A 15,659-nucleotide genomic window follows, 5' to 3' on the forward strand; every position below is an offset into this window, starting at 1 on the left:
TCAGGCCCCCATGCTCACGGACAGGTCGGCGGCGACCGCCACGGTCGCCGCCGCGTGCGCCGCGAGGTGGGGACGCAGGCGGGCCGCCGGCCCGGAGACGGTGAGCGCGGCGACGACGCCGCCGTGGAACCCGCGGACCGGCGCGGCGGCCCCGGCGAGGGCGGGATCGAACTCGCCGTCGACCACGGCATGGCCCGCCGCGCGCACCGCGGCGAGCACCTCCGGGTCCGCGCCGACCGCGCGGGCCGCGGCGCCCTCGCGCTCGGCGAGCAGCACCCGGCCGGTGGACGTGGTGGCCGCGGGGATGTCGTCGACGTCGAACCGCGCCCGCGGAGCGCCCTGGCCCGGCTCGGCGGTGAGCAGGGTGGCGACGCGCAGGCCGTGCAGGCGGCAGAGGTGCGCGTTCTCGCCGGTGCGCGCGGCGAGCGCGACGAGCGCCGGGCCCGCCGAGCGCACGAGCCGCGCCTCGGCGGTCCGGGCGGCGAGCGCGTAGAGCCGCCAGCCCAGGGCGTAGCGCCGCGAGCGGTCGTCGCGCTCCACGAGGCCCTCGTCCTCCAGCGCCGCGAGCGCGCGGGACACCTGGGAGGTCTCCCGGCCGGTCAGGGCCGCCAGCCGGCTCACCCCGAGCCCGGCGGCCCGGGCCTCGGGCGCGGCGAGGGCGGCGAGCAGGTCGACGTCGCGGCGCAGCCCGGCCGAGCGCGGCGTGCTCACGCCGCGAGCACCACCATCGCCAGCGCGACGAGGCCGCCGAGGGTCCAGGCCCCGGTCCGCCACCAGTTGGTCCGGGTCAGACGGGCCTGGGCCTCGGGGTCCCAGCCCCGCGCCAGGCGCTCGTGGCAGGGCACCGACGCCACGAACGTCACGAGGACCGTCACCGCGCCGCAGAGCCCCGCGGCCAGCGCCGCGACCAGCGGGACGCCGGGCGGGCGCCACACCAGCAGCACCGCGCAGGTCACGCCCTGCACCAGCCACGGACCGGTGACCAGGCGCGTCATCAACCGGGCGTGCCGGGCGTGCAGGGCGGTCCAGCCGTCCTCGCGCATCGTCGCGAAGCCGGGGTAGACGAACAGCTGGATCACCCAGACCAGGCCCGCGCAGAACCACACGGCGGCGGCGTGGGTACCGAGCAGGACCGCACCCACCAGCGGATTTGCGCTCACCGCACGCATTCTTGCCGACGGGGCGCGCCGCACCTTCACTGACCGGGTCCGCCGCCGGAGACAGGCCCGAGAATGAAGATCACCGACATCCGTCTGGAGCACCGCGAGACGGTGCTCGACCCGCCGTGCCACGCCGCGTGGGACCCCGAGCCGCGCACCCGCTTCGCCGCGACGATCGTGCGCGTCGAGACCGACGAGGGCGTCGTCGGCGTGGGCTCCGGCGACACGATGGCCGGCTTCGACGCCCACCGCGAGCTGTTCCTGGGCACCGACCCGCTCGCCACCGAGGTCCAGGTCCGGCGCATCGAGTCCGTCGGCTTCCACGCCGGCCGGTTCTGGCCGCTCGAGGCGGCGATCTGGGACGTCGTGGGGCAGGTCGCCGGCCTCCCGGTCGCCACGCTGTTCGGCGGCGTCACCGACCGCCTGCCGGTCTACGCGTCGTGGTGCTCCGAGCAGCCCCCCGGCCGGCGTGCCGAGGACGCCGTGCGGCTCGTGGAGCAGGGCGTCCGTGCGGTCAAGGTCCGCGCACACCCGCGCCGGCTCGACCAGGGTGTCGCCACGGTCGCCGCGATGCGGGCGGCGGTGGGCGACCGGCTGGACATCATGGTCGACCTCAACCAGGCCTGGCGGATGGCCGGTGACGTCACCGAACCCCTCGAGCTCGCCCGCGTCCGCCGGGTCGTGAGCCGGCTCGCCGAGTACGACGTCGCCTGGGTGGAGGAGCCGCTGCCCTACGCCGACGTCGCGGGGCACCGCCTGCTGCGCGCGGACAACCCGGGGCTGCGGATCGCGGCGGGGGAGATGCTGGACTCCCTGCCGCACACGCTCGCCCTGCTCGAGGCCGACGCACTGGACGTCTACCAGGCCGACGTCGTGCTCGCACTGGGCATGACGCGGGCCCGCCAGCTCGCCGAGGCCGCCCGCGCTCGGCACCGCCGGTTCACCCCGCACACGTGGACGAACGGGCTCGGGCTGCTCGCGAACCTGCACGTCGCGGCGGGCGTCGGCGCCGGGCCCTACCTCGAGTTCCCGGACGACCCGGCCGGTCACTGGACTCCCGAACGGCGCGACTTCCTGCTCGCCGAGCCGCTGCGTCCCGACGCCGACGGCATGCTGGTCGTCCCCGACGCGCCCGGGCTGGGCGCCGTGCTCGCCTGAGCACCCCGACCCCGGCCCCCCAGACGGCGGGCCCGGCTCCTGACCCCCCGGGAGCCGGGCCCGCCACCCACCACCCGTCCACCGCCGAGTTCCCGGAGGAGCGCCCATGAGCGGCCCCGTCACGACGTCCCCGTGCGCCGGCGTGGCCGCGGGCACCGCCTTCCTGTCCGGCCCCGGGCCGACCGTCGACTTCGGGCCCGGCGCGGTGGCCCGGATTCCCGGTCACCTCGGGGCGCTGGGCGCGCGCCGCGTCCTGGTGGTGACCGACCGGGGCCTGCGCGCGGCGGGCGTCGTCGACGCCGTCACCGGGCCGCTCGGCGCCGCGGGCGTCGCCGTCGAGGTCTTCGACGACGTCTCCGGCAACCCGGCGGTCGACGTCGTCGAGCGCGGGGCCGAGCACGCGCGTGCCCTCGGGCTCGACGCGGTGCTCGCGCTCGGCGGCGGATCGAGCCTCGACGCGGCCAAGGGCATCGCCCTGCTCGCCCCGACGCCCGGGGCGCGGGCCGACGGCAGCGGGGCGACGCCGGTGCCGGGGCTGCCGGTCGTGGCGGTCCCGACGACGGCGGGCACCGGCGCGGAGACCAACGGCTTCGGGGTCCTGGAGGATCCCACCTCGCGGCAGAAGGTCTACTGCGGCGACGCGAGCGTCGTGCCCCGCGTGGCGGTGCTCGACCCGGAGCTGACCCGCGGCCTGCCGGCGCCGGCCACGGCCGCCACCGGGGTGGACGCCCTCGTGCACGGCCTCGAGTCGCTCGCCTCGCGCGGCCGGGACCCGATGTCCGAGGCCTTCGCCGGCGAGGCTGTGCGCCGGGCGTGGGCCTGGTTGCCGGTCGCCGTGGCGGACGGGGGCGACCCGCGCGCCCGCGCCGAGATGCTCGTCGCCGCGCACCTCGCGGGCCAGGCGCTCACCCGCAGCGGGCTGGGGCTCGTGCACGGCCTCGCGCACGCCCTGAGCCTGCACACCGGCGCGGTGCACGGCGTCGCGCTCGCCGCCGTGCTGCCCGAGGTCGTGGGCTGGTCCCTCGACGCCGACGCCGCCGGCTGGGGACGGGCGGCCGAGGCGGCGGGGCTGCCGGCGGCCTCGGTGCTGCCGGACGCGCTGGCCGGCCTGCTCGAGAGCGTGGGCACCCGCGTGACGCTCGCCGACCTCGGCGCGGGGCCCGATCTCCACACGGTCCTGGCCCGCACCGCGCTCGCCGACCCGGTCAGCCGCAACGCCCCGCGCCACCCGTCGTCGGTCGCGGAGGTCGTCGCGCTCCTGGGGAGGTGCTGACCGGCGATCGGTGACGCTCCGTGACGACAGTCAGCCGTGACCGCGCGACTGTGCACAGAGCTGTGCGCCCGATGTGAACCTCCGGGCCCGTACGCCCGGATTTGTGGTCATGCAACAGGTTTGCCCGCGGACTCCTCGCTGCGCGCGTAGAGCCACCGTCGCGGCGGTACCTACGGTCGGGAGCGTGATCCACCAGCGGGCGCTCGCCGGCACGTCCGGCGCCCGCCGCTCCCCCCGGACCGCCGCAGGAGGCCCCGCGTGACCGTCCTCGACGAGACCATCCCCGAGCACGTCACCCGCATCAACGACGCCAAGACGCCGACCGGCCCCGGCCGCCCCGGCGCCAGCACGGCGCACATCACCCCGTCGACCGAGCACCTCTCCGTCGAGGACATCGAACGGCTGGGTGCGGAGCTCGACGCCATCCGCGACCGCGTCATGTCCACGCTCGGCGACGACGACGCGCGCTACATCCGCCGCGTCATCCGCTCCCAGCGCGGCTTCGAGGCGGCCGGGCGCGCCCTGCTGCTGGGCGCGATGTTCCCGCCGGCGTTCCTCGCCGGCACCGCGTCGCTCGCCCTGGCCAAGATCCTCGAGAACATGGAGATCGGGCACAACGTCCTGCACGGGCAGTGGGACTGGATGCGCGACCCGGAGATCAACTCGACGACGTGGGAGTGGGACCACGTCTCGACGGCGCGCAGCTGGCAGCAGACCCACAACTACCTGCACCACACGTACACCAACGTGCACGGCAAGGACCGCGACATCGGCTACAACGTGCTGCGGGTCGACCCCGAGCAGCCGTGGCAGCCGATCTACCTGGTCCAGACGTTCACCAACGCCGGCCTCGCGATGATCTTCGAGTGGGGCATCGCGGCGTTCGACCTGGAGCTCGACGAGATCCAGCGCGGCGAGGCCACCTGGAAGGACAAGCTCCCCGAGCTCAAGGCGATGGGCCGCAAGGCGGGCAAGCAGGCGCTCAAGGACTTCGTGGTGTTCCCGGCGCTGTCCGGGCCCTCGTTCGTCCCCGCCCTCATGGGCAGCGTGGTCGCCAACATGATCCGCAACATCTGGTCGCACGCCGTGATCTTCTGCGGGCACTTCCCCGTCGAGGTCGAGACCTTCGACGAGGAGCGGCTGGAGAACGAGTCGCAGGCCGAGTGGTACGTCCGGCAGATGCTCGGCTCGGCGAACATCGACGGCTCGGTGCTGCTGCACATCATGACCGGCAACCTGTCGCACCAGATCGAGCACCACCTGTTCCCGGACATGCCCTCGCGGCGCTACCGCAAGATCGCGCCCGAGATCCGCGACCTGTGCCGCCGCTACGGCCTGCCCTACCACTCGGGTCCGATGTGGAAGCAGTACGGCGGCGTGCTCGCGAAGATCGCGCGGCTGTCGTTCCCCGGCGGGCACAAGCGCACCGCGAAGCAGCGCCTGCGCGCCCTGCCGTTCGGTCGCCGGCGTGCGGAGTCCCTCGACGCCGCGGCCACCCCCGCCGCCGCCTGAGAGCCGCTCGCTAGCCCTCCGCGACGGCGGGATCGCCCACGCGGAGGGCGAGGGCGACCTCCAGGCGGCCGGCCGGGTCGTCGAGGACGCCCGCGAACGCCTCCTTGAGGCGGGCGAGCCGGTAGCGCACGGTCTGTGGGTGCACGTGCAGGCGGGTGGCGGCCTCGGCGATGTCGCCGTGCGCGTCGAGCCAGGCCGTCAGCGTCGTCACGGCGCGGTCGCGCGCGGCGGCGGTCATCCGCCGCAGCGGCTCCAGGCGCTGCGCGACGAGGTCCGCGGTCAGGGTCACGTCGGCGTGCAGCAGCAGGACGAGCAGGTGGTCGTCGGCCCGGACCAGGCCCTCGCCGGGCAGGTGCCCCTCGAGGTGCAGCGACCAGGCCGCCCGCGCCCGCGTGACGGTGCGCGGGACCTGCTCGGGCCCGACCGTCGGTCCGAGGACGGCGGTCGTGGTGCCGCGCAGGGCGTCGGCGAGCGCGTCGGTGCGCCCGGGCGCGTCCGGGTCCGGGACGAACACGACGCCGACCCGGTCGACCACCGAGGCGGCGGCGTCCGGCGGCATCCGCCGGCCGACGAGGGCCAGTGACTCCTCCGTCGTGACCAGCGCGGCGAGCGACTTCGGCATCGGCCAGCCGGCCTCGCGGGCGAGCGCCTCGAGCTCGGGGAGCTCCGGGGCGGGCGTGCGGCACAGGCGCTCGACCAGGGCGTGCTGGCGGGCCTGGCGGGACCCGGCGGCCATCGACTGCTCGTAGGCGTAGCCCGACACCGACGCCGCGGCGAGCTGCTCGATGTAGGCGAACAGGGCCTCGGCCAGCCGGAAGATGGCGTCGGCCTCGAGGCCGTGGCCGTCGCTCTCGGCGGCGATCCGTCGCCAGAGCACCCGCGAGCCGATGCGGTAGGCGCTCTGCAGGGCGTCCATCGTGCGCCCGTGCCGGTGCTCCACCCGGCCGAGCTCGAAGTAGACGGCGGTGTCGGGCAGGGCGTCGTCGGTGCCCAGCAGGTCGAGGAACTGGTCCAGGGCCACCGAGACCCCGAGGCGGATGCGACGGCCGAACTCGCCGTCCATCGACAGCGCGTACTCGGCGACCTCCGCCCGCACGGTCGCGATGATCTCGTCGGCGGTCCCCAGGACCACCGACCGCAACCGCGCCCGGGCCATCTCCGGCACGTCGGCCCAGGGGTGACGTCGCGACGCGTCCGTCACCTCACGCACACCGTCGCTCACACGACCAGTGTCGCAGGATCGGCGGCGGACGCCAGGCTCCGTGGGACGCGGCACCCGAGACGCGCGGCGGGGTCCCGGGGCCGACAATGATCGGGTGCACCGGGCCGCGCGGGGATGCCGTGTCGTGCTCGCGGCGCTCGGGACCGCACTCCGGGAGCCCGGCGCGCGGTCGTCGGTGGTGGTCGGGACGCTCGCGCTGCTGGTCGCGGGCTCCGGCCTGCGGCCGCTGACGCGCCGGTGGCCGGCGGCGGTGCTCGGCAGCCTGCTGTCGTCGACGGCCACCGAGACCCCGCGGGCCACGGCGCTGCTCGTCGGGGCGGCGGCCGGGGTCGCCGTGCGCCGCGGGGCCGCCCGGAGCCCGGCGGGACGGGTCGGGCTCACGGCCGCCGCCACCGGCATCGGGGTGCTCCTCGTCCTCGACCAGGGCGCCCGCCGCGACGTCGAGGGCCTCGCCGACGCCCTGCGCGCCGAGCTCGGCCCCGTCGAGCTCCCCGCCCGCGGTCGCGTCCTCGGCTCCCTGCTCGCCCGGCAGCGCTACGCCTCGGCCCGCGACCTCGCCTACGGCCCGGACCCCGTCGCCAACCTGCTCGACGTCTGGCGCCACCCCTCGCTCCCGGACGACGCGCGCGCCCCGGTGCTGCTGCAGATCCACGGCGGGGCCTGGTCGTCGGGCAGCAAGGCCGCCGACGCCCACCCGCTGATGGCCCACATGGTCCGGCGCGGCTGGGTGTGCGTGAGCGTCGACTACCGGCTCGGACCCGCCGAGCGCTGGCCCGCCCAGATCGTCGACGTGAAGCGGGCGATCGCGTGGGCGCGGGAGAACATCGCGCGCCACGGCGGCGACCCGGCCCGCATCGCGATCACGGGCGGGTCGTCCGGCGCCCACCTCGCGGCCCTGGCGGCGCTGACGCCCGGGGCCTGGCAGCCGGGCTTCACCGACGCCGACACCCGGGTCGCCGCCGCCGTGTGCCTCTACGGGATCTACGACCTCACCACCGACGACGGCAGCGGCACGCTCGACGAGCTGCTCGCCGAGACGATGATGCCGAACGCGCTCGGCGAGGACGCCCATCCCTACGTCGCGGCCTCTCCCTCGGCGCGGGTCCACCCCGGCGCGCCGCCGTTCATGGTGCTGCACGGCACCGGCGACGCGATCGTCGTCCCGGCCCAGTCCCGGGCCTTCGTCGCCCGGCTGCGGGCGGTGTCGCGGGCGCCGGTGGTGCACGCCGAGCTCGCCCGCGCCCAGCACGGCTTCGACCTCGTCCCCACGGCGCGCACCCTCGTCACGGTGCGGGCGATCGCGGCCTTCCTGGAGGCGGTGGTGGGGCTGGCCGGTGGCGACGATCGATAGGCTCGTGGTGTCCACTGCTCGACCTCGGGAGAATCCGTCGTGTCCTCGCTCGCCGCGCCCCAGCCCGCCGTCCTCGACAGCGTTCGGGTGACGGCCGGCACCACCGCCGGGCAGGCGGTGCGCGAGGCGGGACTCCCGTCGTCCGGCCCGCAGGCCGTGGTCGTCGTGCGCGACGCGGACGGCGCGCTCCGGGATCTCTCCTGGTCGCCCGAGGGCCACACCGAGATCCAGCCCGTCGCCGCCGACACGGACGACGGGCGTGCCGTGATCCGCCACTCGGCGGCGCACGTCCTCGCCCAGGCGGTGCAGCAGCTGTTCCCCGAGGCGAAGCTCGGCATCGGCCCGCCGATCACCGACGGCTTCTACTACGACTTCGCGGTCGACCGCCCCTTCACGCCCGAGGACCTCGAGGCCCTCGAGAAGGCGATGCGCAGGATCGTCAAGGCGAAGCAGCGGTTCGTGCGCCGGGAGTACGCCTCCCTCGACGCCGCCCGCGAGGAGCTGGCCGGCGAGCCGTTCAAGCTCGAACTGGTCGACCTCAAGGGTGCCGGCGCCGAGAACGACGCCGAGATCATGGAGGTCGGCGAGGGCGACCTCACGGCCTACGACAACGTGCACGCCCACACCGGTGAGCGCGTCTGGGGCGACCTCTGCCGCGGGCCGCACATCCCGACCACCGGCTACATCCCGGCCTTCCGGCTGCTGCGCTCGTCGGCCGCGTACTGGCGCGGCGACCAGCGCAACGCGGCGCTCCAGCGCATCTACGGCACGGCGTGGGAGTCGGCGGAGGCGCAGGACGCCCACCTGGAGCGGGTCGCCGAGGCCGAGCGGCGCGACCACCGCCGCCTCGGCGCCGAGCTCGACCTGTTCAGCTTCCCCGACGAGATCGGTTCGGGGCTCCCGGTGTTCCACCCCAAGGGCGGGATCATCCGCAAGGAGCTCGAGGACTACAGCCGGCAGCGCCACGCGGAGGCGGGCTACGAGTTCGTCAACACCCCGCACGCCACCAAGGGCCACCTCTTCGAGATCTCGGGCCACCTGCAGTGGTACGCGGACGGCATGTACCCGCCGATGGAGCTCGACGAGGAGCGGGCCGAGGACGGGACGGTCAAGCGCCCGGCCATCGACTACTACCTCAAGCCGATGAACTGCCCGATGCACAACCTGATCTACCGGTCGCGCGGGCGGTCCTACCGGGAGCTGCCGCTACGGCTCTTCGAGTTCGGCACGGTCTACCGGTACGAGAAGTCCGGCGTGGTCCACGGCCTGACCCGGGCCCGGGGCTTCACCCAGGACGACGCGCACATCTACTGCACGCGCGATCAGATGCGGGGCGAGATCGCGAGCCTGCTGCAGTTCGTGCTCGACCTGCTGCGCGACTACGGCCTCGACGATTTCTACCTCGAGCTCTCCACCCGCAACCCGGAGAAGTCCATCGGCTCCGACGAGTCGTGGGAGGAGGCGACCGAGGTCCTGCGCGAGGTCGCCGAGGGCGCCGGGCTCGACCTCGTGCTCGACCCGGGCGGCGCGGCGTTCTACGCGCCGAAGATCTCGGTGCAGGCCAAGGACGCCATCGGGCGCACGTGGCAGATGTCGACCATCCAGGTCGACCTCATGCTCCCGGACCGGTTCGAGCTCGAGTACACGGCGCCGGACGGGTCCCGCCAGCGGCCGGTCATGATCCACCGGGCGCTCTTCGGCTCGATCGAGCGCTTCTTCGGGGTGCTCACCGAGCACTACGCCGGTGCGTTCCCGGCCTGGCTCGCGCCGGTGCAGGTCGTCGGCATCCCGGTCTCGGGCGACCAGGCCGACTACGTCGCGGAGATCGCCGCCCGACTGAAGGCCGAGGGCCTGCGCGTCGAGGTCGACGACTCCGACGACCGCATGCAGAAGAAGATCCGCAACCACACCCTGCAGAAGGTGCCCTTCCTGCTGCTCGCCGGGGGGAAGGACGCCGACGCCGGCGCGGTGTCGTTCCGGTTCCGCGACGGATCCCAGCGCAACGGGGTGCCGGTGGACGAGGCTGTCGCTGCCCTCGTCGACTGGGTCCGCCGCCGCGAGAACTCCTCTCCGGACGCGGACGTGTTCACGCCCTGATGTCCGAGGAGTCAGCGCCGGGGGACCTCGACGAGCTCTGGGGTGCCGGTACCCCCGACGGCTTCCGGCGTCTCTGGGCGCCGCACCGGATGGCCTACATCGCCGGCGAGACGGACACCGGCGAGGCTTCGGGGAAGTGCCCGCTGTGCCGCATCCCGACCCTCGACGACGAGGACGGTCTCCTGCTCCACCGCGGCGTGCGCACGTACGCGGTGCTCAACCTGCACCCGTACAACCCCGGCCACCTCATGGTCGTGCCCTACCGCCACGTCGCCGGGCTCGACGAGCTCGACGTCGAGGAGTCCGCCGAGCTCGTCGCGGTCACCCAGCAGGCGCTGCGCGCGCTGCGGTCGGTGGCCGCGCCGCACGGGTTCAACGTCGGGATCAACCTCGGGCACGTCGCGGGCGGCTCGCTCGCCGACCACCTGCACCAGCACGTCGTGCCCCGCTGGGGCGGCGACGCCAACTTCATCACCGTCGTCGGCCAGACCAAGGTGATCCCGCAGCTGCTGGCCGAGACCCGCGGCCGGCTCGCGGAGGCGTGGCGCACGTGATCAACGAGTGGGCCCGGGCCGCGATGAAGGGCGGCATCGAGCCGACCGCCGGGTGGCTGGTGCGCCGCGGGGTGCACCCGGACTTCGTCACGATCGTCGGGACCGTCGCCTCCACGGCCTCCGCGCTGCTGCTGATCCCCACCGGGCACCTCTTCGCCGCGTCGCTGGTCGTCTGGGCCTTCGCGATGCTCGACGTGCTCGACGGGGCGATGGCCCGCGCGCGCGGCGTGTCGAGCCCGTTCGGCGGGGTGCTCGACTCCGTCGGTGACCGCCTCGTCGACGGCGCCGTGTTCGCCGGCATCGTGTGGTGGGCGTTCACGGCGGACCGCCCCCTGCTCGCCGCCCTCGCCCTGACCTGCCTGGTCACCGGCCAGCTGATCTCCTACATCAAGGCGCGCGCCGAGGCCGCGGGCCTGCGCGCCGACGGCGGGCTGGTCGAGCGCGCCGAGCGCCTGATCCTCGGCCTCGCCGGCTGCGGTCTCACCGGGCTGGGCGTGCCCTACGCGCTCGACGTCGCGCTGTGGCTGCTCACGGTGGGCTCGGTCATCACGGTCGGCCAGCGCGTCCTGGCGGTGTGGCGCAGCGCCCGCGACCAGTACGGGGCGGCCACGGGCGTCACCGGGCCGGCGGCGACCGACCACCCGGAGGCCGCCGGGTGACGGCCACGGCACCGGCGGGAGCGTCGTCGGGGGAGTCGCTGGGGGAGCGGGCGAGCGACCTCGGCTACGCCGCGGGCTGGCGGCTCGTGCGCGCCGTGCCCGAGCCGGCGGCGCGCTGGGCCTTCGCGCGCGGCGCCGACCTCGCCGCGCGCCGGGGCGGCCGGGGGGTGCGGCGCCTGCGTGCCAACCTCGCCCGCGTCCGCCCCGACGCCGACGACGCGGAGCTCGACGCCCTCACCGCGGCCGGCCTCCGCTCCTACGCGCGCTACTGGCGCGAGGCCTTCCGCCTGCCCGCGATGGACCACGAGGCGCTGGTACGCCGGCCCCACGTGGAGGGTCAGGAGCACCTCGACGCCGCCCTCGCGACCGGCCGCGGCGCGGTCGTGGCCCTGACCCACTCGGGCAACTGGGACATGGCCGGGCTCTGGCTCGTCGCGCACTCCGGCCGCTTCACCACCGTCGCCGAGCGCCTGCGCCCGGAGTCGCTCTACGAGCGCTTCGTGGCCTACCGGGAGTCGCTCGGCATGGAGATCCTGCCGATGACGGGCGGTGACTCGCCGGTCCGCGGGCTCGTGCGCGCCCTGCGCGAGGGGCGCGTCGTGTGCCTGGTCGCCGACCGGGATCTCTCGGCCCACGGCGTGCCCGTCACGTTCTTCGGCGCGCCGTCCTCGATGCCTCCGGGTCCCGCGTCCCTCGCCGCGGCCACCGGTGCCGCGCTGCTGCCCGTGGGGCTCTGGTTCACCGAGGACCCCGACACCGGCGAGGAGGGCTGGGGCTTCCGCATCCACCCGCCGGTCGACGTCCCCGACCGCGCGGCCGTGCCCGCGGCGACCCAGCGCGTCGCCGACGTCTTCGCCGCCGACATCGCCGAGCACCCCACCGACTGGCACATGCTCCAGCGCGTCTGGCACGACCAGGACTGAGGGGCGCGCGGCCCTCGGTCGGCTCGACGGTTGGGTCGACCGGCGACGGGCCACGGACCCTGGTCGCGGGTGCTCACCAGTTCGATCTCCCGAGCGTGTCAGGAGGAACACCGGTCCTGGTGACAGGCTCGGGAGATCGAGATGGAGAGCATGCCGGCGGCGTCGGCGGCGCCGAGCTGCTGGTCGACGGAACCGGAGGCACGGGAGCTGCGTCGAACCCGACATGGAGCTCGATCGACCGTTCCGGGGGTCCGAGGCCCGCGCCCGGGGCCTGGTGAGGAAGCGGGACCTCGCGGGGCCGCACTTCGTCCCGCTGGGACCCGACGTGTACGTCGCGGCGGGCGTGCCCCTGGACCAGCGGACGACGGCTCGGACGGCGATGGTGCGGCATCTCGACGGGGCGATCACGGGCACGGCGGCGGCGCTGTTGTACGGGGTCGAGGAGGCCGTCGCCGACGTCGGGCGGGCCGGTGCGGCGACGGAGGTCCTCGTCCCGACCTCCGGGACACGATCCCGGGCCGGGCTCGACGTCCGCGAGGCCGCGCTCGCGATCGACGAGGTCGTCGAGCAACCGGACGGAGCCGGCCACCCACCGTTGCGCCTCACCTCGCCCGCGCGCACGGTCCTCGAGGTCGCGCGCCGGCTGCCGACGGTGGAGGCGGTGGTCGTCGGCGACGCGCTGGCCGGGCGTACCGGGTTCGGGGCGCGGGAGCTCGTCGCCCTGGCCGACCGGCACACGGGCGAGCGCGGGATGGCGCGGGTGCGCGCGGTCGCCGCGCTGCTGGAGCCCTGGTCGGACACGCCGCGACGCACCCGGGTGCGGCTCGGGGTGCTGCTCGCCCGGCTCCCGCCGCCCATGGTCGCCTGGGGGGACGCGCTGGACCTCGCCTGGCCCGCCACGCGTTCGGGTGTGCTCGTCGACCGCGGTGAGGACGAGTCGCTCGCCCGGGCCGGCCACCTCATCGCGGGCGGCTGGCAGATCGCCAGGTTCGGCGCGGAGCCCGCGCACAGCGTCGAGCACATCGTGGAGAGCATCGCGGTCCTGCTCGCGCGGGTGGACCGGCGCCTGGGGCGCGACCTCCCGGACATGCGGGGCCGGTTCCCGCCGCGACCGCGGGCGCCGCGGGTGTACGGCGCGGCGGCGTGAGGTCCCTCAGGGAGCCGGGGTGTGCCCGGCCGCGATCCGGGGCCACTGGGCCGCCGGGCGGCCGTCGGCCCGCAGGTCGCCGCCGTCGACGACGAGGGGCTGGGGCCAGCCGGCGGGGGAGTCCTCCCACGGCTCGCCGCGCCCGTACACGGTCATGTCCAGCAGCCCGTAGGTCGGCGACATGACCTCCACGCCGCGGCCCCGGGTCCGGTAGGTCTCGAAGATGCGGTCGCCGTCGCGGACGAAGCACAGCAGCGCGAAGCCGCCGTCGAGCCCGAGGGCCTCCTGGCCGGCGGCGTCCAGTGCGTACCAGGGGCTCTCGAGGCCGAGGAAGTCGTGGTACGCCACGCTCTCGGTGTAGGGGCCCTGGCAGAAGGTCGCGTACGTGACGTCGCGGGCGTGGAGGTAGGCCAGCTCGCGGACCTGGGAGTTGTAGTACGTGCACCCTGGGCACTGGTCGGCGGCCGGGTGACCCGCGTGCCACATGTGCACGTAGGCGACGAGCCGGGTCCGGCCCTCGAAGGCCGCCAGCAGCGTCGTGGGGCCGTCGGCGTCCGTGAGCGGAGCGGCGGCGTCGACCTCCACCATCGGCAGCCGGCGGCGGGCGGCGGCGATCGCGTCGCCCTCGTGGGTGTGCGCCTTCTCGCGGAGCAGCAGGGCGTCGCGCTCCTGCTGCCAGGTCGCGCGGTCGACGACGGGCGGCAGGGCTGCCGGCGTCGCGGGGGAGTGGGTCTCAGCGGTCATGAGGTCCTCCTGGATCGGGATCGTTCGTGCGGTCGAGATGGGCGACGAGGCCGTCGAGGCGGTCGTCCCAGTCGTGGGCGAGGGCGGCGAGGAACCGCTGGGCCACGCGCATCGGTGCGGAGCGCAGCCGGAACCGGACGCGGCGCCGCTCGCCGGGCTCGGCAACGACGAGGCCCGCGTCGCCGAGGAGCGCCAGGTGCTTGGCGATCGCCTGGCGGGAGATCGGGAGACGCTCGGCGAGGTCGGTGGCCGTGGCGGGCCCCCCGGCGGCGAGGGCCGCCAGCAGGGCGCGGCGGGTCGGGTCGGCGAGCGCGACGAAGACCTGTTCGGCGACGGCCTCGAGCTCGTCGGGCTCCCCGTCAGGCGGCATCGATGCGCTCGGGAATCCCACGGCACCTCCCACAAGTAGCAACTGGCGAGTTGCGAAACTATGGCAACCCAAGAGTTGCGTCAAGCACGCGCTGGGCGCCTTCGCGGATCGGATGCTGCGTTCGCCTCGTGTCGTCGTCCGTTCGGCGCAAGCGTGACCGGGACCACACGAACGGGGTCTAGGATTCAACTCGTGAACACGGCGTCGCGGCCCGGCTCGCCGACCGGCCTGCGCGACGCCAACCGCCGGCGGGTGCTCGACGTCGTCCGCGCGGAGGGGTCGCCGACGCAGGCGGAGATCGCCGAGAGCACCGGGCTGGCGCCGGCGACGGTGTCCAACATCGTGCGGGACCTGGGTGCCGCCGGCGTGCTCGTGGCGGGCGACGAGGTGCGGGCCGGGCGCCGGGTGCGGGCCGTCCGCCTGGTCCGGGGCGCCGGGGTGGTCGCGGGCATCGACTTCGGCCACCGGCACGTGCGGGTGGCCCTCGCGGACGTCGCCGACCCCGCGGCGACGCCCGGGCACACGTCGCCGCCGGAGCGCTCGGAGGCCCGCGCCGACCTCCCCGACGGCCACGGCGTCGTCGACGGGCTCGCGACCGCCGCCCGCCTGCTCGACGGCGTCCTCGACCGGGCCGGCATCGCCCGCGCCGCGCTGCGCGGCGCGGTGGTCGGCCTGCCGGCGCCGCTCGATCACGCGACCGGCGCGGTGGGGGCGTCCGGCGTGCTCCCGGGGTGGGTGGGCGTGCCCGTCGCCGGCCGGGTCTCCGAGCACCTGGGCGTGCCGACGTGGGTCGACAACGACGCCACGCTCGGCACCCTCGCCGAGCAGCGCTGGGGCGCGCTGCGCGGCGTGGACGACGGCCTGTTCCTCAAGCTCTCCGACGGTGTGGGCGCCGGGATGGTGCTGGCGGGGCGGCTCTACCGGGGGCCCGACGGGACGGCGGGCGAGATCGGCCACGTCGCGGTCGAGCCGGGCGACCGCTTCGCCGCGGTCTGCCGCTGCGGGCACCGCGGGTGCCTCGAGACGGTGGTCTCCACGCGCACGGTCACCGCGATGCTCGAGCCGTTGCTGGGCGCCCCGCTGACCGTCGCCGACGTCGTCGCCCGCGCCCACGAGGGCCACGCCCCGGCGCGCCGCGTGCTCGCCGACACCGGCCACCACGTCGGCGCCGCGCTCGCCGGCCTGTGCACGGTGCTCACCCCGCGGCGCATCGTCGTCGGGGGCGAGCTGGCCCAGGCCGGCGACCTCCTCCTCGCGCCGCTGCACGCCGCGCTCGAGGCCGCCGCGCTGCCCGGGACCACCCGCACGGCGTCGGTCGTGATCGCCGAGATGGCCGAGCGCGCGCCGGTGCTCGGGGCGCTCGCGCTGGCGCTCGACCACTGCAGCGTCCGCCTCTGAGGACACGCCGGGCGCACGGCGGGCGGACACCGGACGGAGAGCGTCACGGCACGGTGACGGGCTCCCGGCGGCCGTTGCCCCGGACGGGTCA

Annotated in this window: 15 protein-coding genes; 10 read left to right on the forward strand and 5 right to left on the reverse strand. The window is 75.7% G+C overall.

Translation table 11 applies throughout. The annotated features are described in order from the left end of the window. Positions 1-711, reverse strand: a complete 711-nt coding sequence (locus tag ACR9E3_RS27265; RefSeq protein ID WP_460383939.1) for an IclR family transcriptional regulator — start codon at positions 709-711, stop codon at positions 1-3. Then, on the reverse strand, positions 708-1,160 hold the full coding sequence (locus ACR9E3_RS27270; protein WP_460383940.1) for a hypothetical protein: 453 nt from the start codon (positions 1,158-1,160) through the stop codon (positions 708-710). Before ACR9E3_RS27270 ends, ACR9E3_RS27265 begins: the two co-directional genes overlap by 4 nt. A gap of 72 nt (positions 1,161-1,232) precedes the next feature. On the opposite strand from ACR9E3_RS27270, the gene ACR9E3_RS27275 reads away from it, so the two are divergent. The 3 genes from ACR9E3_RS27275 to ACR9E3_RS27285 all read left to right on the forward strand — a co-directional run bounded on the left by ACR9E3_RS27275 (position 1,233) and on the right by ACR9E3_RS27285 (position 5,103). Next, on the forward strand, positions 1,233-2,318 hold the full coding sequence (locus ACR9E3_RS27275) for a mandelate racemase/muconate lactonizing enzyme family protein (RefSeq protein WP_460383941.1): 1,086 nt from the start codon (positions 1,233-1,235) through the stop codon (positions 2,316-2,318). A 106-nt stretch (positions 2,319-2,424) separates the two neighbouring features. Then, the gene (locus ACR9E3_RS27280) at positions 2,425-3,591 is read left to right on the forward strand and encodes an iron-containing alcohol dehydrogenase family protein (protein ID WP_460383942.1); all 1,167 of its coding nucleotides are present in this window, start codon (positions 2,425-2,427) and stop codon (positions 3,589-3,591) included. Between the two features lie 357 nt (positions 3,592-3,948). Then, positions 3,949-5,103: a fatty acid desaturase family protein gene (locus ACR9E3_RS27285; RefSeq protein ID WP_460384106.1), complete on the forward strand. Its 1,155-nt coding sequence runs from the start codon at positions 3,949-3,951 to the stop codon at positions 5,101-5,103. Positions 5,104-5,113: 10 nt separating this feature from the next. Here the strand turns inward: ACR9E3_RS27285 and ACR9E3_RS27290 are convergent, their stop codons facing one another. Then, the gene (locus tag ACR9E3_RS27290) at positions 5,114-6,325 is read right to left on the reverse strand and encodes a helix-turn-helix domain-containing protein (RefSeq protein ID WP_460383943.1); all 1,212 of its coding nucleotides are present in this window, start codon (positions 6,323-6,325) and stop codon (positions 5,114-5,116) included. Positions 6,326-6,419: 94 nt separating this feature from the next. On the opposite strand from ACR9E3_RS27290, the gene ACR9E3_RS27295 reads away from it, so the two are divergent. The 6 genes from ACR9E3_RS27295 (at position 6,420) to ACR9E3_RS27320 (ending at position 13,056) form a co-directional block, all read left to right on the forward strand. Further along, positions 6,420-7,676, forward strand: a complete 1,257-nt coding sequence (locus tag ACR9E3_RS27295; protein ID WP_460383944.1) for an alpha/beta hydrolase fold domain-containing protein — start codon at positions 6,420-6,422, stop codon at positions 7,674-7,676. Between the two features lie 39 nt (positions 7,677-7,715). Further along, the gene (thrS, locus tag ACR9E3_RS27300) at positions 7,716-9,773 is read left to right on the forward strand and encodes a threonine--tRNA ligase (protein WP_460383945.1); all 2,058 of its coding nucleotides are present in this window, start codon (positions 7,716-7,718) and stop codon (positions 9,771-9,773) included. Beyond that, entirely contained in the window at positions 9,773-10,327 is a 555-nt protein-coding gene (locus tag ACR9E3_RS27305; RefSeq protein ID WP_460383946.1) for an HIT family protein, read from the forward strand. The genes thrS and ACR9E3_RS27305 overlap by 1 nt, the downstream gene beginning before the upstream one ends. Continuing rightward, entirely contained in the window at positions 10,324-10,986 is a 663-nt protein-coding gene (gene pgsA, locus ACR9E3_RS27310) for a phosphatidylinositol phosphate synthase (protein WP_460384107.1), read from the forward strand. The genes ACR9E3_RS27305 and pgsA overlap by 4 nt, the downstream gene beginning before the upstream one ends. Continuing rightward, on the forward strand, positions 10,983-11,909 hold the full coding sequence (locus ACR9E3_RS27315; RefSeq protein WP_460383947.1) for a phosphatidylinositol mannoside acyltransferase: 927 nt from the start codon (positions 10,983-10,985) through the stop codon (positions 11,907-11,909). Before pgsA ends, ACR9E3_RS27315 begins: the two co-directional genes overlap by 4 nt. A 223-nt stretch (positions 11,910-12,132) precedes the next feature. Next, entirely contained in the window at positions 12,133-13,056 is a 924-nt protein-coding gene (locus ACR9E3_RS27320) for a hypothetical protein (RefSeq protein ID WP_460383949.1), read from the forward strand. Between the two features lie 6 nt (positions 13,057-13,062). Here ACR9E3_RS27320 and ACR9E3_RS27325 read toward each other — a convergent pair whose 3' ends face one another. Together ACR9E3_RS27325 and ACR9E3_RS27330 are read right to left on the reverse strand one after the other, a co-directional pair. Next, positions 13,063-13,800, reverse strand: coding sequence for a DUF899 family protein (locus ACR9E3_RS27325; protein ID WP_460383950.1), 738 nt, complete (start codon positions 13,798-13,800; stop codon positions 13,063-13,065). Further along, the gene (locus ACR9E3_RS27330) at positions 13,790-14,170 is read right to left on the reverse strand and encodes a metalloregulator ArsR/SmtB family transcription factor (protein ID WP_460383951.1); all 381 of its coding nucleotides are present in this window, start codon (positions 14,168-14,170) and stop codon (positions 13,790-13,792) included. The genes ACR9E3_RS27325 and ACR9E3_RS27330 overlap by 11 nt, the downstream gene beginning before the upstream one ends. Before the next feature lie 192 nt (positions 14,171-14,362). Between ACR9E3_RS27330 and ACR9E3_RS27335 the strand changes: the two genes are divergently transcribed. Beyond that, positions 14,363-15,568 carry an ROK family transcriptional regulator gene (locus tag ACR9E3_RS27335; protein ID WP_460383953.1) on the forward strand — a complete coding sequence of 402 codons (1,206 nt, stop codon included), beginning with the start codon at positions 14,363-14,365 and terminating at the stop codon, positions 15,566-15,568. Positions 15,569-15,659 lie beyond the last annotated feature (91 nt).

It is taken from the genome of Actinomycetospora sp. C-140, assembly GCF_054796175.1.

Coding starts and splice junctions, on each gene's coding strand:
- ACR9E3_RS27320 (WP_460383949.1), top strand. CDS start 12,133: ATGGAGCTCGATCGACCGTTCCGGGGGTCCGAGGCCCGCGCCCGGGGC.
- ACR9E3_RS27330 (WP_460383951.1), bottom strand. CDS start 14,170: ATGCCGCCTGACGGGGAGCCCGACGAGCTCGAGGCCGTCGCCGAACAG.
- ACR9E3_RS27325 (WP_460383950.1), bottom strand. CDS start 13,800: ATGACCGCTGAGACCCACTCCCCCGCGACGCCGGCAGCCCTGCCGCCC.
- ACR9E3_RS27275 (WP_460383941.1), top strand. CDS start 1,233: ATGAAGATCACCGACATCCGTCTGGAGCACCGCGAGACGGTGCTCGAC.
- ACR9E3_RS27305 (WP_460383946.1), top strand. CDS start 9,773: ATGTCCGAGGAGTCAGCGCCGGGGGACCTCGACGAGCTCTGGGGTGCC.
- ACR9E3_RS27280 (WP_460383942.1), top strand. CDS start 2,425: ATGAGCGGCCCCGTCACGACGTCCCCGTGCGCCGGCGTGGCCGCGGGC.